A 16,799-nucleotide genomic window follows, 5' to 3' on the forward strand; every position below is an offset into this window, starting at 1 on the left:
ATGTTAGGTCGGGCTGGGCTCCCCGGTGTCGGTTTCGGCGTCTGGTTCCGCGTCGCCGCGCTTCGGCAGCGGACAGACCGCGGCCACCAGCAGCGCCACGCTGACCAGCGCGGCCAACTGCAGCCAGCCGGAATGCCCGTGATAGCCGTCCACCGAACGCCACGGGTGCCGGGCCAGCGCGGCCCCGGCCAGGATCAAACCGCCCGCGACACCACCGAGCGTGACGGCCTTGCCGGCCCGCGGCGAGTCGGCCAGCCGCCACAGCAGCGCGACGGCCGCCGCGAACACCGCGGCGCCGACCAGTCCGCCAAGCAACCCGCCGGCCGCGACCGCGGCCCCGATCGCCGGCAGCGGGCCCGGCTGCCACGGCCGGCTGGCCGGGTCTGCCGGGTCGCGGCGCGGGCGGATCAGCACCAGTAGAACCAGTACCGGGAGCAGCATCAGACCGCCGGCCAGCCCGGCGCGGTAGAGCGCATTGGCGGCAAAGCTCAGCGTCACCGGTCCGGAGGTGCCGGCCGGCACCACCCAGCCCTGCTGCCAACCGTTGACGGTGATCGGGGTCAACGGCAGCCCGGCGTCGGTCTTGGCGGTCCAGCCCGGGTTGATGCTTTCCGGCACTACCAGCACCCGGTCGACGTCGGCGCGCGGCACCTGCACCTCGCGGTGGTCGGCACCCCACGCCGACGTCGCCGCGACCGTGCGGGGCGCCGGCGGCGGCGCCGGGGACGTGGACAACTGGATGCCGTCGACGATGAACGCCGCGCCCGGGCTGACCAACAGCTCCTGCTGGCCGGCCGGCAGCGTGATCGGCTCGCTCTGGCAGGGCTGCACTTCGATCGGGTCCCCGTCGAGCAGCTCGGCCACCGTGGTCTGCACCGCGGTGTGCACAAAGCGACCCGCGATCGCGATCACCGGGCCGGCCTCACAGCCGACCCGGACGGTGCGGCGCCGATTCTGTTCGGCGTCGGCCGCACCGATCGGGGTGCCGTCGGCGCGCAGCGCCACCAGCTCGGCCAGGCCGGGTGGCTTGACCTGATCGAAGCCCAGTGCGGTGCGGTCGATCACGTCCTGCCACTGCAGCACGCTGACCTCGATGGTGTCGGTGCGCGTCGGCAGCAGCCGCACGGTGGTCGGGTTGTCGGTGTCGACCGCGTGCACCTGCGGTCCGCGGCCCAGGTCGACGGCGATCAGGGTGGGGTGCGAGGGCAGCGTGGTGCGGCTGGGCGTGATCTGCAGCGCGGCGACCTCGGTCGGCTGCGGCAGCTTCAGCGTCAACGAGGGTGCGCTGCGGTGCTGCACCACGCCCTGGGGCGCGGTCCACGAGGTCCTGGGGTCGCCGTCGGTGGCCGCATACGCGGTGCCCAGCACGTCGAACGAATCCGAGTCACCCTCGGCGCGGGTGCTGTCCGGCTGGCGGATCAGAGCGGTCAGCGCCGGGCCCTGCCGGGGCCGCACCCACAGCCGCGGGGTCACGGTGACCGGGTCCGGCACCGTCAACATCCGACTCAGGTTGACCAGTTCTTCGGGTGCCAACGACAGCGGGGCCGCGCAGTGCACCGCGTCGCGCCCGGCCACACAGCCGGCCCGGCCGAGCAGTTCGGCGCCCAGATCCCAGCCCGACACCGTCGACCCGACCGGCGGGCCGGGCACTTCCAAGGTGTGGCGCAGGTCGATCGGGTGCGCGAAACCCGATGCGTCGTACTGCGAGATCGCCAGGTCGGTGATGCCGAACTGCACGCCGCCGGAACCATCGGCGGTGCCGGCCGCGGTCAGCTTCACCCACGGCGTCTCACCCGGCGGCAGCGCCACCGTGACCGGTGTGCCGGGTTCCTCGACCCGCAGCGTGGTGGTGCCGGTTTCGGTGGCCACCTCGATCCGGTTGACCTGCGCGCCGATCGTCGAGCGGGCCGGCGTGACGGTGAGCCGGGCGTTGGTCACCGGATGGTCGAAGTCGATGCGCAGCCACTGCCCGACGGCGGCCTGCAGCGCATTGGACACCCAGCCGGTGGCCGAGTCGCCGTCGATCACCGCGGTCGGGCCGGTGGCCGGCGCGACGTGCGGCAGCGCGGTGGAGTCCGCGGCCGAACTCGACGTCGACACCCGGCCGCCGGTCCAGGCGCCGTAGACCAGGTCGGCACCGGGCGCCGGATAGTCCGGGACCCGGTTGAAGGTGCGGCGGTCGTCGTCGGGGGTGCGTGCGGCCGAGGAGTGGTCGTCGACGCGGCCGTAGTCGGTCTCGCGCGCCACCGGGGTGTCGGTGACCGTGACGGTCGGGCTCCACAGACCGGCCGCCGACGCGTCCTGGGTCAGCAGCGCCGGGCCCAGCGGCGGTGCGTCGCTGAGCCGGCGTCGTTCATCGAGGCGCAACAGCACCTCGGGGCCGCCGTCGATCCGGGGCAGCGCGGCGATGTCGGCCAGATAGGGCGCCCCCGGGTTCTCGACACCGGTGTGGCTGGGTTGCACCCGGTAGATCTCGATCGCCGGATAGGGCGGGCGCAGGCCGCTGTCGGCGACGAAGCCCGCCAGGGTGCCCGGCCCGATCGGCTCGCCGAACTCGGCCACCTTGGTCAGTCCCGGTGAGCCGTCGAGCGTGCGGTGCGCCAGGATCGGCCGGGCCGAACGCGAGGTTTCCGGGTCCAGGTCGTTGCGCAACACCACGTGCGAGATGCCCTGCCGGGCCAGGGTGTCGGCCAACCCGGCCGACGGTCGGCCGGCGGCCATCAGACGCTGCACCGAGTCCAGCGCCCGGATGGTCTGCGGCGGGTTCAGCGGGATCGAGTCGCGCACGCCCCACGGCCCGGCCTCGAGCACCTGCAGCGGTTCGTCGTGACTGTTACCCCAGGTTTGGTTGGCGAACGGTGCGCCGGGCGCCACCAGCACCCGGCCCGGCGCGGGTTGCCCGACGTTGTTGGTGGCCAGCCAGGTCGCGGCCTGCTGCCAGTGGTCCGGGATGGCGGTGAAGCCGCCCGGCGGGGTGAGCCGGCCGGTCCAGGCCAGTGAGGTGGCCACCGCCAGTGCGGCCAGCACCACGATCCCGACGGCGACGCGCTTGTCGTCTTCGGGGTGCGCATAGGCGCGGCGCAGCACGGCGCGCGGTGCGCTGCCGGGCAACGGGATGCGGCCCAGCAGATGCGCCAGGCCCAGCACGATGGGGATCCGGACCAGGGGCTCGAGCTTGTGCACGTTGCGCAGCGGTGCGCCGGCCGCGTCGAGGAACAGCTGCACCTGGCCGGCGATCGGTGAGCCGAGCCCGCCGGCGTTGCCGAGGCCGAGCAGCACCAGCCCGATCAGCAAGATGATCACCAGCCGGCCCCGGGCCGGCATGGTGCGCAACGCCAAACCGGCCAGCCCGGCGGCGGCCACCAGCGTGGTGGCCAGGATCGCGACCGGACTTTCCACCAGCGCGGCGCCCGCGGTTGCGTTCGGTGCCACGAACGGGGTCCAGCTGTCGGTGCCGCGCAGCACCTCGATCAGCGACGTCCACTGCGTCGTCACCCCGGAGGATTCGATGTAATCCAGGAATGGCGGGCTGACCCGGCCGAGCAGGAACAGCGGGATCACCCACCAGGTCACCGCCAGCGCCGCCGCCAGCAGCCACCAGCCGGTGAAGCGCCACCAGCGCCGATTCGGTCGGTGACAGGCCCACCAGATCAGCGCCGGCAGGCACCCGGTCAAGGTGGCGACCGCGTTCACCGCGCCCATCAGCGCCACCGCCAGCCCGGACTGCGCCGCCAGCACCCGCACCGATCCCCGACCGCGCAGCGCCCGGATCACCGGCAGCAGCACCCACGGCGCCAGCATCATCGGCAGCGTCTCCGACGAGATCGAGCCCAGCGTGGTCAGCACCCTCGGCGACAGCGCGAACGCGACACCGGCCAGCACCCGGGAACTGGTGGTGCCGATGCCCAGCGCCTCGGCCACCCGCAGCAGCCCCCAGAACCCGGCGGCCAACAGCAACGCCCACCACAGCCGTTGGGTCACCCAGCCGGGCACCCCGAGCAGGTCACCGACCAGATAGAACGCGCCGTGCGGGAACAGGTAGCCGTAGGCCTGGTTCTGGGTCTGCCCGAACGGCATGTCGCTGTTCCACAGGTTGGCCGCGCGGGCCAGGAAGTGCAGCGGGTTGGCGGTCAGGTCCAGCTTGGTGTCCGGCGAGATCCGGCCGGGGGATTGCGCGAAGGTCAGCAGCAGCGAAATCGTGCCGACCAGCCAAAGCCAGCGCCGCGACAGCGCCGGCGCCGCTACCTCGCCGGTGGACGCGACCGCTCGGGTCGCGAGTCCTGACGCGCTCAGCTCAGGTACGGGTGCCGTACTCGACCCGGTTGAGCACCGAGGAGCCCGGGTCGCCGGCCGTGAACGGCGGCTTGGTGTCCTGCTTGACGTACTCGGACACCCCGAAGACCGCGGCTGCGCCCAGCAGCATGCCGATCACGATGCTGGCGCCGGCGGTTACCGCGAACCGGTCCATGTGGGGGCTCCTCGTGGATGTGCAGACGTCTTGGAGGTCGTCCGCCAAACTAGCACGATCGGCGTCAGGCCCCCGGGGGCACGATCAGCACCGGTCGCCGGCCGTGCCGCAACACATGGTCGGCGATGCTGGACTGCAGCAGCGAGCGCAACCCGGTGGTGCCGCGGGTGCCGGTGACGATCAAGTCCGCCCCGACCCGGTCGGCGGCTTCGATGATGGTGCGCCAGACCGTGCCGTGCACCGCGATGCACATCGGCTCGGCGGGGAGTCCGGCAGCCCGCGCCAACCGGATGCCCTCGGCGTTGGTGCGTTGCGCGTCGGCGTAGGCGATGTCCTCGTTCTCGAGGATGTCCGGATCCAGCGGGTCAGGCGGCCCGTCGAGGTCGACGCTGACCGGGTCGGGACCTTGGCGGATCGGCGACCACACGGTGACCACCAGGGCGCGGTCAGCGGTCAGGAAGCGCCCGGCATAGTTCACCGCGCGCCGTGCGTGCGGGGACCCGTCGTAGGCGATCAGCGTGATCGGCATGTGGCCATTTTCTCCTACCTCTCGGCGTGGATTTGCACGCCTCCCGGAAATCGTTGCGGCGTGCTGCCTTTCGACAAGGACGACGCACCGGGTGTAGGTGATCGGTGACAGCCGCGGATGGCCGTGACAGCATGAGGCATGCCTTCCTCCTCGGTGCTGGCCCGAAAATTGCTGTCGATCGCTGTGCTGCCCGCGCTCGCGCTGGCCTGTTCGCCGGTCCCCGAAGCCCCTCAAGCCGCTCCCGAAACCCAGCCGGCGGCCACACCGACGGTCGCCTCACCGGCCTCCACGCCGGTGGCCAACACCGTCGTTCCGCCGCCCACGGCGCCGGCCGGCTGCGATGTTTCGCTGCTGTCCACCCGGCAGAAGCTGGCTCAGTTGCTCACCGTCGGGGTGCGCGACGCCGCCGATGCCCGCTCGGTGGTGAACAACTCGCAGGTCGGCGGCATCTTCATCGGCAGCTGGACCGACCTGTCGATGCTGGACGGGCCGCTGCAGGAAATCGCCGCGGCGGCCGGGCCGCTGCCGCTGGCGGTCACCGTCGATGAAGAAGGCGGCCGGGTGCAGCGGCTGTCCTCGCGGATCGGTCCCCAGCCGTCACCGCGCGAGTTGGCCCAGACCGAGACACCCGAGCAGGTCTACCAAATCGCGTTGCAGCGCGGTCAAGCCATGCGCGGGCTGGGCATCACGGTGGACTTCGCCCCGGTCGTCGACCTCACCGACGCCGACGCGGATGGTGTGATCGGGGACCGCTCGTTCGGCTCCGATCCGCAGACCGTGATCGAGTACGCCGGCGCCTACGCCCGCGGGCTGCGGGACGCCGGGCTGCTGCCGGTGCTCAAGCACTACCCCGGACACGGCCGCGCCTCGGGGGATTCGCACACCGGTGCGGTGACCACTCCGCCGCTGGCAGAGTTGCAGGCCGCCGATCTGGTGCCCTACGGGCCGCTGACTTCGCAGGGTGCGGTGGCCGTCATGGTCGGGCACATGGAGGTGCCGGACCTGACCGGAAGTGATCCGGCCTCGCTGAGCCCGGCGGCCTACAACGAACTGCGCGGCACGCCGTTCGGTGGGCTGGTCTACACCGACGACCTGTCCTCGATGGGCGCGATCAGCCAGCGCTACGGCGTGGCCGAGGCGGTGCTCAAGGCGTTGCAGGCCGGGGCCGACGTGGCGTTGTGGGTGAGCACCGACGAGGTGCCGGCCGTGCTGGACCGGCTCGAGCAGGCCGTGGAGTCCGGTGAGTTGCCGATCGCCCGGGTCGACGAATCGGTTCGGCGGGTGGCCTCAGCCAAGGGTTGCTGACTGCGTCGAGCCCGCCGGCGGGTGCAGCTCCGCGCGCCATGCCTGCGCGCGGGCCGATCGCCATTGCCTACTCTTGAGTCAGCTTCGCCGACGGCACAGAGTAGAAGGGGCAGCGCATGGCAGGTGGTACCAAGCGGCTGCCGCGTGCCGTGCGCGAACAACAGATGCTCGACGCGGCCGTCGAGGTGTTCTCGGTCAACGGATATCACGAGACCTCGATGGACGCGATCGCCGCCAAAGCCGAGATCTCCAAACCGATGCTGTACCTGTACTACGGCTCCAAGGAGGAGTTGTTCGGCGCCTGCCTGAACCGTGAACTGGGCCGGTTCATCGAAGCGGTGCGCGCCGACATCGACTTCAACCTGCCGCCGCGGGAGATGTTGCGCAACACCATCACTGCGTTCCTGAACTACATCGACACCAATCGGGCGTCCTGGATCGTGCTGTACACCCAGGCCACCAGTTCGCAGGCGTTCGCCCACACCGTGCGCGACGGCCGTGAGCGGATCATCGACCTGGTGTCCCGACTGCTGCGGGAAGGCACCCGAAACCCGGGCCCGGACAGCGACTTTCCGATGATGGCCACCGCACTGGTCGGTGCCGGCGAGGCGGTCGCCACCCGGGTCAGCGCCGGTGACGTCGACGTCGACGACGCCGCCGAGTTGTTGATCAACCTGTTCTGGCGCGGCCTGAAGGGCAAGCCCAGCGACCGCGAAGAAACTGCAGGCGCGGCGTCGAACTAGACTGGGCGGACTTCGGCGGTCAGGTGCGGATAGCCCTTGCTCAGATTCCGCAGCGACAGATCCCAGCCGTCGCCCACCCGGTCCACGTACAACCCGACGCTGGCCGGCAGCAGAACCGGCTTGCCGAACTTCACCGAGTAGCCGACCTGATCCGGTAGCTGGCCTTCGATGTTCGCCAATACTGCTGCTGCGCTGAACATTCCGTGCGCGATCGCGGTGGGGAATCCGAACAGCTTGGCACCCAGAGAGCTGGTGTGGATCGGGTTGTGGTCGCCTCCGACCGAGGCGTAGCGGCGGATCTGGCCGGGTGTGATCCGCAGGATGGTGTTCGGCGGCGGCAGCTTGGGCTGCTTGACCGGCGGCGGTTTGGGCTCGTCGGACAGGCTGGTGCGCTGCTGATGCAAGAACGTGGTGACCTGATGCCAGGCTTGATCGTTGCCGACCGTCAGGTCGGTGACCACGTCCACCAGCAGGCCCTTGCGGTGCTCGCGCAGGTTCTGTGCGCGGGTCTTGATCCCGACGACGTCGGTCACCGCGATCGGCCGGTGCTGGGTGATGTGGTTTTCCACGTGCACCGCGCCGATCGCCGAGAACGGGAAGTCGAACCCGGTGATCAACTCCATCACGGTCGGGAAGGTCAACGCGAACGGGTAGGTGAGCGGGACCTTGTCGCCGAAGCGCAGCCCGGTCACCGCGGCGTAGGCCGCGACGTTGGCCCGGTCGATGGCCAGCTCGTCGACGCTCAGTGTGCGATCCGGCAGGTGGTCCCCGCGGGAGATCACCGGCAGCGCACCCACGGCCGCCTTGAGCATGTTCAGTGCCGAATTCGCCACGTCAGGCTCCCAGCATGGCTTGACCGCACACCCGGATGGTGTTGCCGGTGACCGCATTCGACGCCGGGCTGGCGAAGTAGGCGATGGTCTCGGCCACGTCGACCGGCTCGCCGCCCTGGAACAGCGAGTTGAGCCGGCGGCCCACCTCGCGGGTCGCGAACGGAATGGCTTCGGTCATCTTGGTTTCGATGAACCCCGGCGCGACTGCGTTGATGGTGATGTCCTTGGTCGCCAGTTCGGGTGCCAGCGCGTCGGTCAAACCGATCATGCCGGCCTTGGTGGCGGCGTAGTTGGTCTGCCCGCGGTTGCCCGCAATCCCGGCCATCGATGACAACCCGATGATCCGGCCCCCCGCGCCGATCGTGCCGTTGGCCACCAGGCCTTCGGCAAGGCGTTGCGGGGCAAGCAGATTCACCGCGATCACCGCGTTCCAGCGGGCATCGTCCATGTTGGCCAGCAGCTTGTCGCGGGTGATCCCGGCGTTGTTGACCAGCACGTCGGCCCTGCCGGCATGGTGCTCGGTCAGGTGCGCGGTGATCTGCGCGACGGCGTCGTCGGCGGTGACGTCCAGCGGCAGTGCGGTGCCGCCCACCTTGGTGGCGGTCTCGGCCAGCGCGTCGGCGGCCTGCGGCACATCCACGCACACCACGGTGGCGCCGTCGCGGGCGAACACCTCGGCGATGGTGGCGCCGATCCCGCGCGCAGCGCCGGTCACGATCGCCACCTTGCCGTCCAGCGGCTTGTCCCAGTCGGTCGGCGCGGTGGAGTCCTCGGCGCCGACATAGAACACCTGGCCGTCGACGTAGGCCGACTTGCCCGACAGCAGGAAGCGCAGGGTGGATTCGACGCCGGTGGCGCCGGGCTTGGCGTCGGGGGACAGGTAGACCAGTGACACCGTGGCGCCGCGCTGCATCTCCTTGGCCAGCGAGCGGGTGAACCCCTCCAGGGCGCGCTGGGCGATCCGCTCGTCGGTGTTACCGGTGGCGTCCGGGGTGGTGCCGACCACCACGATCCGTCCGGACGGACCCAGATTGCGCAGCAGCGGGGTGAAGAAGTCGTGCAGCGTCTTCAGACCTGCCGGTTCGGTGATGCCGGTGGCGTCGAACAGCAGTCCGCCGAAGCGGTCGGCCCAGCGGCCGCCGAGGTTGTCCCCGACCAGGTCGTAATCCTCGGCCAGCGCGGTGCGCATGGGTTCGGCAACCCGCCCGTCCCCGCCGATCAGCAGCGGGCCGGCCAGCGCGGGTTCGCCCGCGGCGTAGCGGCGCAGCGGCTCGGGTTGTGGGATGCCGAGTTGTTTGGCCAGAAACGATCCCGGCGCCGAGCCGAGGACCGTCGAGTACAGATCGGACGGGAGCTTGGGAGCCACGGTGCTACCTCTCATCTCGGGGGGCGTCTCGACTAACTTACTCTGGAGTAAGAACAGTGCGTATTATGGCCCTAGAGTCGAGCAACCTCAAACCCCAACCATACGGAGATTCCCGTGCCTACCAGCAACCCGAAGCAGCGCCGCCCGGTGGCGGTGCTGGGCGGCAACCGCATCCCGTTCGCCCGCTCCGACGGCGCCTACGCCGAGGCGTCCAACCAGGACATGTTCACCGCGGCCCTGGACGGGCTGGCCGATCGGTTCGGCTTGGCCGGCCGGCGTCTCGACATGGTGATCGGCGGCGCGGTGCTCAAGCACAGCCGGGACTTCAATCTGATGCGAGAATGCGTGCTGGGCAGCGCACTGTCGCCGGACACGCCGGCCTTCGATCTGCAGCAGGCCTGCGGCACCGGGTTGCAGTCCGCGATCGCTGCAGCCGACGGCATCGCCGCCGGCCGCTACCAGGTCGCGGCGGCCGGCGGGGTGGACACCACCTCGGACGCGCCGATCGCCTTCGGCGATGACCTGCGCCGCGTGCTGCTGAGCCTGCGGCGGTCCAAGTCCAACCTGGACCGGCTCAAACTGGTCGGCAAGTTGCCGGCCTCGATCGGTGTGCAGATCCCGACCAACGGCGAACCTCGCACCGGGTTGTCGATGGGTGAGCACGCTGCCATCACCACCAAGCAGATGGGCATCAAGCGCACCGACCAGGACGCGCTGGCCGCCGCCAGCCACCAGAACATGGCCGCGGCCTACGACCGCGGCTTCTTCGACGACCTGGTCACTCCCTTCCTCGGTCTCTACCGCGACGACAACCTGCGTGCCGACTCCTCGGTGGAAAAGCTGGCCAAGCTGCGACCGGTGTTCGGTGTGAAGAACGGCGACGCCACCATGACCGCGGGCAACTCCACGCCGCTGACCGACGGCGCCTCGGTGGCGCTGCTGGCCAGCGAGGAGTGGGCCGCCGAGCACGATCTACCGGTGCTGGCCTACTTCGTGGATTCCGAGACCGCGGCTGTCGACTACGTCAGCGGCGCCGACGGCCTGTTGATGGCACCCACCTACGCGGTGCCGCGACTACTGGCCCGCAACGGACTTACGTTGGCGGACTTCGACTTCTACGAGATCCACGAGGCGTTCGCCTCGGTGGTGCTGGCCACGCTGGCCGCCTGGGAGTCCGAGGAGTACTGCACCCAGCGGCTGGGCCTGGACGCCGCGTTGGGCAGCATCGACCGGTCCAAGCTCAACGTGAACGGTTCGTCGCTGGCCGCCGGACACCCGTTCGCTGCCACCGGCGGCCGGATCCTGGCGCAGCTGGCCAAGCAGCTGCACGAGAAGAAGGCCGAAACCGGCAAGCCGGTGCGCGGCCTGATCTCGATCTGCGCTGCCGGTGGGCAGGGCGTGACGGCGATCCTGGAGGCCTGACCCGCGGGCCGCGAAGAAATCTCCGCCCGCAGGTTTGTAACGCACTGCTTCGGGTAGTCGATGTACCGGATAGTCCCGCGTTGCCGTCTGACCCCCCGACCCGACGGCAACGCGGGACGTCCTCGAGTCGCAGGTTCAGCGGTTGCGCAGGACAGCCGCTGAACCCCCTGGGTTCCAGTGGCCGAAGGTTCGACGGGTCGCCGCTGGAGACGAGGGGTTCCAGCGGCGTCCCACTGTTTTTGCTGCCCGAAAGGCTTCCAGAAACCTCGTCCTGGACCCTGGTGCACCTGCTTTTTGCGGCGTAGCATCGTCTGCACGACGGGTTCGGGAGAGACAGATCCGAAGTGCCGGCAAAGAGGTGAAAGCCGGACGCGCGAGACTAATGAGAGCGCACTCAATTGTCCTCCCGAACCCGCCCTTATTTTTTTCCAGCCAGCACCGGATCGCCAATGAGAAGACCCCCGCACGCTCAGGCGTGCGGGGGTCTTCTCTATGGAGACGTAACGTCGGTCAGAACGCGGCTTCGTCGAGGACCATGACGTCGTTGTCGAGGTTCTCCACGATGCTGCGGGTGGAGGTCAGCAGCGGCAGGAAGTTCTTGGTGAAGAACGACGCGGCCGCAACCTTGCCCTCGTAGAACGACTTGTCCGCGCCGCTGGCGCCGGCGTCGAGCTTCTCGATCGCCACGGCGGCCTGACGGGCCAGCAGCCAGCCCAGCAGCAAGTCACCGACGGACATCAGGAAGCGCACCGAACCCAGGCCCACCTTGTAAATGCTGGCCTGGTCCTCCTGCGCGGCCATCAGGTAGCCGGTCAGCGCGGCAGCCATGCCCTGCACGTCGGTCAGTGCGGTGGCCAGCAGCGCGCGCTCGGCCTTGAGTCGACCGTTGCCCTGCTCGTTCTTGATGAACGATTCGATCTCGCCGGCCACGAACGCCAGCGCCTTGCCCTGGTCCCGGACGATCTTGCGGAAGAAGAAGTCCTGAGCCTGGATGGCAGTGGTGCCCTCGTAGAGGCTGTCGATCTTGGCGTCGCGGATGTACTGCTCGATCGGGTAGTCCTGCAGGAAGCCCGAGCCGCCGAAGGTCTGCAGACTCTCGGTGAGCTTGGCGTAGGCCTGCTCGGAGCCGTAACCCTTGACCACGGGCAGCAGCAGGTCGTTGACCTTGTGCGCCAGTTCCGGCTCGATACCGTGCACGGCCTGGGCCACCGAGGTGTCCTGGAAGGTCGCGGCGTACAGGTACAGCGCGCGCATGCCCTCGGCGTAGGACTTCTGGGTCATCAGGCTACGGCGCACATCCGGGTGATGCGTGATGGTGACCCGCGGCGCGGTCTTGTCCGTCATCTGGGTCAGGTCGGCACCCTGCACGCGGGTCTTGGCGTATTCCAGCGCGTTCAGGTAGCCGGTGGACAGCGTCGCGATGGCCTTGGTGCCCACCATCATTCGAGCCTGCTCGATCACGTCGAACATCTGCGCAATGCCGTTGTGCACCTCGCCGACCAGCCAGCCCTTGGCCGGGACACCGTGCTGGCCGAAGGTCAGCTCACAGGTGGTCGAGACCTTCAGGCCCATCTTGTGCTCGACGTTGGTGACGAAGGCGCCGTTACGCTCGCCCAGCTCGCCGGTCTCGAAGTCGAAGTGGAACTTCGGCACGAAGAACAGCGACAAGCCCTTGGTGCCGGGGCCGGCGCCCTCGGGGCGGGCCAGCACCAGGTGCATGATGTTCTCGAACATGTCGTCGGAGTCCGCGGACGTGATGAACCGCTTGACGCCGTCGATGTGCCAGCTGCCGTCCTCTTGCTGGATGGCCTTGGTGCGCCCGGCGCCGACGTCAGAACCCGCGTCCGGCTCGGTCAGCACCATGGTGGCGCCCCAGCCGCGCTCGGCGGCCAGCACGGCCCACTTCTTCTGCTCGTCGGTGCCGTTGTTGTAGAAGATCTCGCACATGCCCGCGCCCATCGCGTACATGTAGGCCGCCGGGTTGGCGCCCAGCACGTGCTCGATCACGGCCCACTGCAGCGCGCGCGGGACCGGCATGCCGCCGAGTTCCTCGGACAGGCCGACCTTGTCCCAGCCGCCCTCGAGCAGCGCGCTCATCGACTTCTTGAACGCCTCGGGGATCTTGACGGTGTGGGTCTCCGGATCGAAGACCGGGGGATTGCGGTCGCCGTCGGCGAAGGACTCCGCGATGGGGCCTTCGGCCAGTCGGGCGATCTCCGCGAGCATTTCGCGAGCGGAGTCCTGGTCGAGCTCGCTGTATTCGCCGGTGCCGAACACTTTGTCGACTCCGAATACCTCAAAGAGGTTGAATTCCTGGTCGCGAACGTTGGACTTGTAGTGGCTCACGTGCTCCTCCTCGATGAGAATGCCACTTCATAGGTGCATTCATGGTTGGGTACCAGGGATAAGTTACCCACCAGTAACACCGCTAACTATACTCGCTGGTAACCCAAAATCAAGTCGATTGAGCAAGTTTGGTCAACGAATCAACCCACCGGTCGGTTTGGACCGCGGTCCGCGCGGTTTTCGCAGGCCAGCCCACGTAGCGGCGATCACAGCAGAGCACTCGCAGTGCTCGATGAAACAGCGGACGGACGCGGCCAGCGACGATTCGGACGCGGCCCGGCGAGGGCAGCAAAGACCTCCGGCCGCGCCCGGTGTCCCGGCTGCCGGTCGGTCACGCTGAGCGGTCGGACAGCATCGCGTATCTTGCTAAGACGATGAGTTCAACAGCTGACTTGAGTCCGACTGCACTGCGCGAAGCCTTCGGGCACTTCCCGACCGGTGTGATCGCGATTGCCGCCGAAGTCGACGGCACCCGGGTCGGGCTGGCCGCCAGCACCTTCGTCCCGGTGTCGCTGGATCCGCCGCTGGTCTCGTTCTGCGTGCAGAACACCTCGAGCACCTGGCCCAAGCTGGCTGATCGGCCCTCGTTGGGCATCAGCGTGCTCGGCGAGGCGCACAACGACGCCGCCCGCACGTTGGCCGCCAAGACCGGTGATCGTTTCGCCGGGCTGCAGACCGAGTCGCGGGAAAGTGGTGCGGTATTCATCCACGGCACCAGCGTCTGGCTGGAGAGCGCGATCGAGCAGCTGGTGCCGGCCGGTGACCACACTATCGTCGTGCTGCGTGTCACCGACATCGCCGTACATCCGGATGTCGCACCCATCGTCTTCCACCGGAGTGCATTCCGGCGCCTAGATCCCTGAGCGCGACGAATTCGGTGGCGGCTCAGGGGCGGGTGCTGAGCTCCTCGCGATAGCGTTGCACCCGCGTTTCGATCTCTGCGGCATCGTCGTTCCGGCCTTCCTTACGGGCAAGTTCGGCACGGACCGACAGTTCACGGATGGCGGTGCGAATATCGTTGACGCTGAGGATTTCTCGCATGGTCATTGGGTTGCCTTTCACCGTTGATTGGCAGTACCCCGAGCCTACGCAAGAATCCTGGATTGGCCAGCGGTCGATCACCTTCTGAACAGCTTGTTGCCGAGCCAGACGATCGGGTCGTACTTGCGGTCGGCCACGCGTTCCTTCATCGGGATCAGCGCGTTGTCGGTGATCTTGATGTGCTCGGGACACACCTCGGTGCAGCACTTGGTGATGTTGCAATAGCCCAGCCCGAACTCGTCCTGCGCCATCTCCTGGCGGTCGGCCACGTCGAGCGGATGCATGTCGAGTTCGGCGATGCGCATCAGGAAACGCGGACCCGCGAAGGCCTTCTTGTTCTCCTCGTGGTCACGTACCACGTGGCAGACGTTCTGGCACAGGAAGCACTCGATGCACTTGCGGAACTCCTGGCTGCGTTCGACGTCCTGCTGTTGCATCCGGTACTCACCGGGCTGCAGGCCCGGGGGCGGCGTGAACGACGGGATCTGCCGGGCCTTTTCGTAGTTGAACGACACGTCGGTGACCAGATCGCGCAGCACCGGGAAGGTCCGCATCGGCGTGATGGTCACGGTCTCGTCCGGTTCGAAGGTCGACATCCGGGTCATGCACAGCAGCTTCGGTTTGCCGTTGATCTCGGCCGAACAGGATCCGCACTTGCCGGCCTTGCAGTTCCAGCGCACCGCCAGATCCGGCGTTTGGGTGGCCTGCAGCCGGTGGATGATGTCGAGCACCACCTCGCCCTCGTTGACCTCGACGGTGTAGTCCTGCAACCCGCCGCCGGACGGGTCGCCCCGCCAAACCCGCAACTTGGCGTCGTAGGTGCTCATCTCAGCTCCTCCATTCCGGGTGCTCGGCGAGCTCGGCGTCGGTGTAGTACTTCTTCAGCTCGGACAGCTCGAAAGTCGCCAACAGATCTGGTCGCATCGGTTGCTGGGTTTCGGGCGTGACCGACACCGCCGGCACCACACTGTCGTCGCCGTTGTCCTCGGCACGGCAGACCAGCAGGGTGTTGCGCCAGTTGGCGTCCATCTCCGGGCAGTCGTCGCGGGTGTGCCCGCCACGGCTCTCGGTCCGAGCCAAGGCGGCCTTGGCCACGCATTCGCTGACCAGCAGCATGTTGCGCATGTCGATGGCCAGGTGCCAGCCCGGGTTGAACACCCGGCCCCCGTCGACCACGACGTCGGCATACCGCTTCTTGAGTTCCTCCAGTTTGCCCAGGGCCTGCTGGATCTCACCTTCGGTGCGGATGATGCCGACCAGGTCGTTCATCGTCTGCTGCAGCTCGGCGTGCAGCTCATAGGGGTTCTCCGGGGTTGGCTTCGGATCGAACGGCGACAGCGCGAGCTTGGTGGCCGAGTCCAGCGCGGTCGCCGAGACCGACGGCCGGTTCGACAGCGCCCGCACGTAATCGGCCGCACCCAGGCCGGCGCGCCGGCCGAACACCAACAGATCGGATAGCGAGTTACCGCCCAGGCGGTTGGACCCGTGCATACCGCCAGAGCATTCGCCGGCCGCGAACAGCCCGGGGGTGGCCGCGCCGCCGCTGTCCGGGTCGACCTCGATACCGCCCATCACGTAGTGACAGGTGGGCCCGACCTCCATTTCGTCCTTGGTGATGTCCACCTCGGCCAGTTCCATGAACTGGTGGTACATCGACGGCAGCCGGCGCTTGATCTCCTCGGGCGTCATCCGCGAGGCGATGTCCAGGTACACCCCGCCGTGCGGCGTGCCCCGGCCGGCCTTGACCTCCGAGTTGATCGCACGAGCCACCTCGTCGCGCGGCAGCAGGTCCGGTGTGCGGCGCGCCGAGTCGTTGTCCTTGAGCCACTGGTCGGCTTCTTCTTCGGTCTCGGCGTACTGCCCGGCGAAGACCGCGGGGATGTAGTCGAACATGAAGCGCTTGCCGTCGGAGTTCTTCAGCACGCCGCCGTCGCCGCGCACACCCTCGGTGACCAGGATTCCCTTCACCGACAGCGGCCAGACCATCCCGGTGGGGTGGAACTGGATGAACTCCATGTTGATCAGACCGGAACCGGCGCGCAGCGCCAGCGCGTGGCCGTCACCGGTGTACTCCCAGGAGTTCGACGACACCTTGAAGGACTTGCCGATGCCGCCGGTGGCCAGCACCACCGCGGGCGCCTCGAACAGCACGAAATCGCCGGTCTCGCGGTAGTAGCCGAACGCCCCCGCGACGGCGCCGCCGTCCAGGATCAGTTCGGTGATCGAGCACTCGTGGAAGACCTTGATCCGGGCCTCGTAGTCACCGAGTTCGCGCTTGTCCTCCTGCTGCAGCGAGACGATCTTCTGCTGCAGGGTGCGGATGATCTCCAGGCCGGTGCGGTCACCGATGTGCGCCAACCGCGGGTAGGTGTGCCCACCGAAGTTGCGCTGGTTGATCCGGCCGTCCTTGGTGCGGTCGAACAGGGCGCCGTAGCTCTCGAGTTCCCAGACCCGGTCCGGCGCCTCCTGGGCGTGCAGTTCGGCCATCCGCCAGTTATTCAGGAACTTCCCACCGCGCATGGTGTCCCCGAAGTGCACCTGCCAGGAGTCCTTGTCGTTGACGTTGCGCATGGCCGCGGCGCAGCCGCCTTCGGCCATCACGGTGTGGGCCTTGCCGAACAGCGACTTGGTCACCACGGCTACTCGTAGGCCGTGTTCCCGGGCCTCGATCACCGCGCGCAGTCCGGCACCGCCGGCACCGATCACGACCACGTCGTACTGGTGCCGTTCGAGCTCAGCCATGAAT

Annotated in this window: 13 protein-coding genes; 4 read left to right on the forward strand and 9 right to left on the reverse strand. The window is 68.5% G+C overall.

From position 1 onward, the window contains the following. Positions 1–3: 3 nt before the first annotated feature. From AC5Y3P_RS17465 to AC5Y3P_RS17475, 3 genes are all read right to left on the reverse strand, one after another. Positions 4–4,230, reverse strand: coding sequence for an alpha-(1->3)-arabinofuranosyltransferase domain-containing protein (locus AC5Y3P_RS17465; RefSeq protein WP_500047235.1), 4,227 nt, complete (start codon positions 4,228–4,230; stop codon positions 4–6). A 64-nt stretch (positions 4,231–4,294) separates the two neighbouring features. After that, positions 4,295–4,468 carry a DUF2613 domain-containing protein gene (locus tag AC5Y3P_RS17470; RefSeq protein ID WP_500047183.1) on the reverse strand — a complete coding sequence of 58 codons (174 nt, stop codon included), beginning with the start codon at positions 4,466–4,468 and terminating at the stop codon, positions 4,295–4,297. Positions 4,469–4,532: 64 nt separating this feature from the next. Next, on the reverse strand, positions 4,533–4,997 hold the full coding sequence (locus tag AC5Y3P_RS17475; protein WP_500047184.1) for a universal stress protein: 465 nt from the start codon (positions 4,995–4,997) through the stop codon (positions 4,533–4,535). Between the two features lie 138 nt (positions 4,998–5,135). On the opposite strand from AC5Y3P_RS17475, the gene AC5Y3P_RS17480 reads away from it, so the two are divergent. After that, positions 5,136–6,302: a glycoside hydrolase family 3 N-terminal domain-containing protein gene (locus AC5Y3P_RS17480; RefSeq protein ID WP_500047185.1), complete on the forward strand. Its 1,167-nt coding sequence runs from the start codon at positions 5,136–5,138 to the stop codon at positions 6,300–6,302. Between the two features lie 116 nt (positions 6,303–6,418). Beyond that, on the forward strand, positions 6,419–7,045 hold the full coding sequence (locus tag AC5Y3P_RS17485) for a TetR/AcrR family transcriptional regulator (RefSeq protein ID WP_500047186.1): 627 nt from the start codon (positions 6,419–6,421) through the stop codon (positions 7,043–7,045). On the opposite strand, the gene AC5Y3P_RS17490 is transcribed toward AC5Y3P_RS17485, so the two are convergent. Continuing rightward, positions 7,042–7,857: a MaoC/PaaZ C-terminal domain-containing protein gene (locus AC5Y3P_RS17490; protein WP_500047236.1), complete on the reverse strand. Its 816-nt coding sequence runs from the start codon at positions 7,855–7,857 to the stop codon at positions 7,042–7,044. The genes AC5Y3P_RS17485 and AC5Y3P_RS17490 overlap by 4 nt on opposite strands. A gap of 22 nt (positions 7,858–7,879) precedes the next feature. Continuing rightward, the gene (locus tag AC5Y3P_RS17495) at positions 7,880–9,244 is read right to left on the reverse strand and encodes a 3-oxoacyl-ACP reductase (protein ID WP_500047187.1); all 1,365 of its coding nucleotides are present in this window, start codon (positions 9,242–9,244) and stop codon (positions 7,880–7,882) included. Between the two features lie 108 nt (positions 9,245–9,352). Here AC5Y3P_RS17495 and AC5Y3P_RS17500 point away from each other — a divergent pair, with 108 nt between their 5' ends. Beyond that, complete coding sequence (locus AC5Y3P_RS17500; RefSeq protein WP_500047237.1) at positions 9,353–10,666, forward strand: acetyl-CoA C-acetyltransferase; 1,314 nt, start codon at positions 9,353–9,355, stop codon at positions 10,664–10,666. Positions 10,667–11,176: 510 nt separating this feature from the next. Here the strand turns inward: AC5Y3P_RS17500 and AC5Y3P_RS17505 are convergent. After that, entirely contained in the window at positions 11,177–13,012 is a 1,836-nt protein-coding gene (locus AC5Y3P_RS17505) for an acyl-CoA dehydrogenase (RefSeq protein WP_500047188.1), read from the reverse strand. A 374-nt stretch (positions 13,013–13,386) separates the two neighbouring features. Between AC5Y3P_RS17505 and AC5Y3P_RS17510 the strand changes: the two genes are divergently transcribed. After that, the gene (locus tag AC5Y3P_RS17510) at positions 13,387–13,875 is read left to right on the forward strand and encodes a flavin reductase family protein (RefSeq protein WP_500047189.1); all 489 of its coding nucleotides are present in this window, start codon (positions 13,387–13,389) and stop codon (positions 13,873–13,875) included. Positions 13,876–13,897: 22 nt separating this feature from the next. Here AC5Y3P_RS17510 and AC5Y3P_RS17515 read toward each other — a convergent pair whose 3' ends face one another. From AC5Y3P_RS17515 to AC5Y3P_RS17525, 3 genes are all read right to left on the reverse strand, one after another. Beyond that, positions 13,898–14,059: a hypothetical protein gene (locus AC5Y3P_RS17515; protein WP_500047190.1), complete on the reverse strand. Its 162-nt coding sequence runs from the start codon at positions 14,057–14,059 to the stop codon at positions 13,898–13,900. A 71-nt stretch (positions 14,060–14,130) separates the two neighbouring features. Then, positions 14,131–14,880: a succinate dehydrogenase/fumarate reductase iron-sulfur subunit gene (locus AC5Y3P_RS17520; RefSeq protein WP_500047191.1), complete on the reverse strand. Its 750-nt coding sequence runs from the start codon at positions 14,878–14,880 to the stop codon at positions 14,131–14,133. A 1-nt stretch (position 14,881) separates the two neighbouring features. Continuing rightward, entirely contained in the window at positions 14,882–16,795 is a 1,914-nt protein-coding gene (locus tag AC5Y3P_RS17525) for a fumarate reductase/succinate dehydrogenase flavoprotein subunit (RefSeq protein ID WP_500047192.1), read from the reverse strand. Between the last annotated feature and the right edge of the window lie 4 nt (positions 16,796–16,799).

It is taken from the genome of Mycobacterium sp. NGS45, assembly GCF_059812645.1.

Excerpts from the sequence above, each read along its gene's own strand:
- AC5Y3P_RS17475 (WP_500047184.1), bottom strand. The coding sequence starts at position 4,997 with ATGCCGATCACGCTGATCGCCTACGACGGGTCCCCGCACGCACGGCGC.
- AC5Y3P_RS17510 (WP_500047189.1), top strand. The coding sequence starts at position 13,387 with ATGAGTTCAACAGCTGACTTGAGTCCGACTGCACTGCGCGAAGCCTTC.
- AC5Y3P_RS17490 (WP_500047236.1), bottom strand. The coding sequence starts at position 7,857 with ATGCTCAAGGCGGCCGTGGGTGCGCTGCCGGTGATCTCCCGCGGGGAC.
- AC5Y3P_RS17525 (WP_500047192.1), bottom strand. The coding sequence starts at position 16,795 with ATGGCTGAGCTCGAACGGCACCAGTACGACGTGGTCGTGATCGGTGCC.
- AC5Y3P_RS17480 (WP_500047185.1), top strand. The coding sequence starts at position 5,136 with ATGCCTTCCTCCTCGGTGCTGGCCCGAAAATTGCTGTCGATCGCTGTG.
- AC5Y3P_RS17520 (WP_500047191.1), bottom strand. The coding sequence starts at position 14,880 with ATGAGCACCTACGACGCCAAGTTGCGGGTTTGGCGGGGCGACCCGTCC.
- AC5Y3P_RS17485 (WP_500047186.1), top strand. The coding sequence starts at position 6,419 with ATGGCAGGTGGTACCAAGCGGCTGCCGCGTGCCGTGCGCGAACAACAG.
- AC5Y3P_RS17470 (WP_500047183.1), bottom strand. The coding sequence starts at position 4,468 with ATGGACCGGTTCGCGGTAACCGCCGGCGCCAGCATCGTGATCGGCATG.
- AC5Y3P_RS17515 (WP_500047190.1), bottom strand. The coding sequence starts at position 14,059 with ATGACCATGCGAGAAATCCTCAGCGTCAACGATATTCGCACCGCCATC.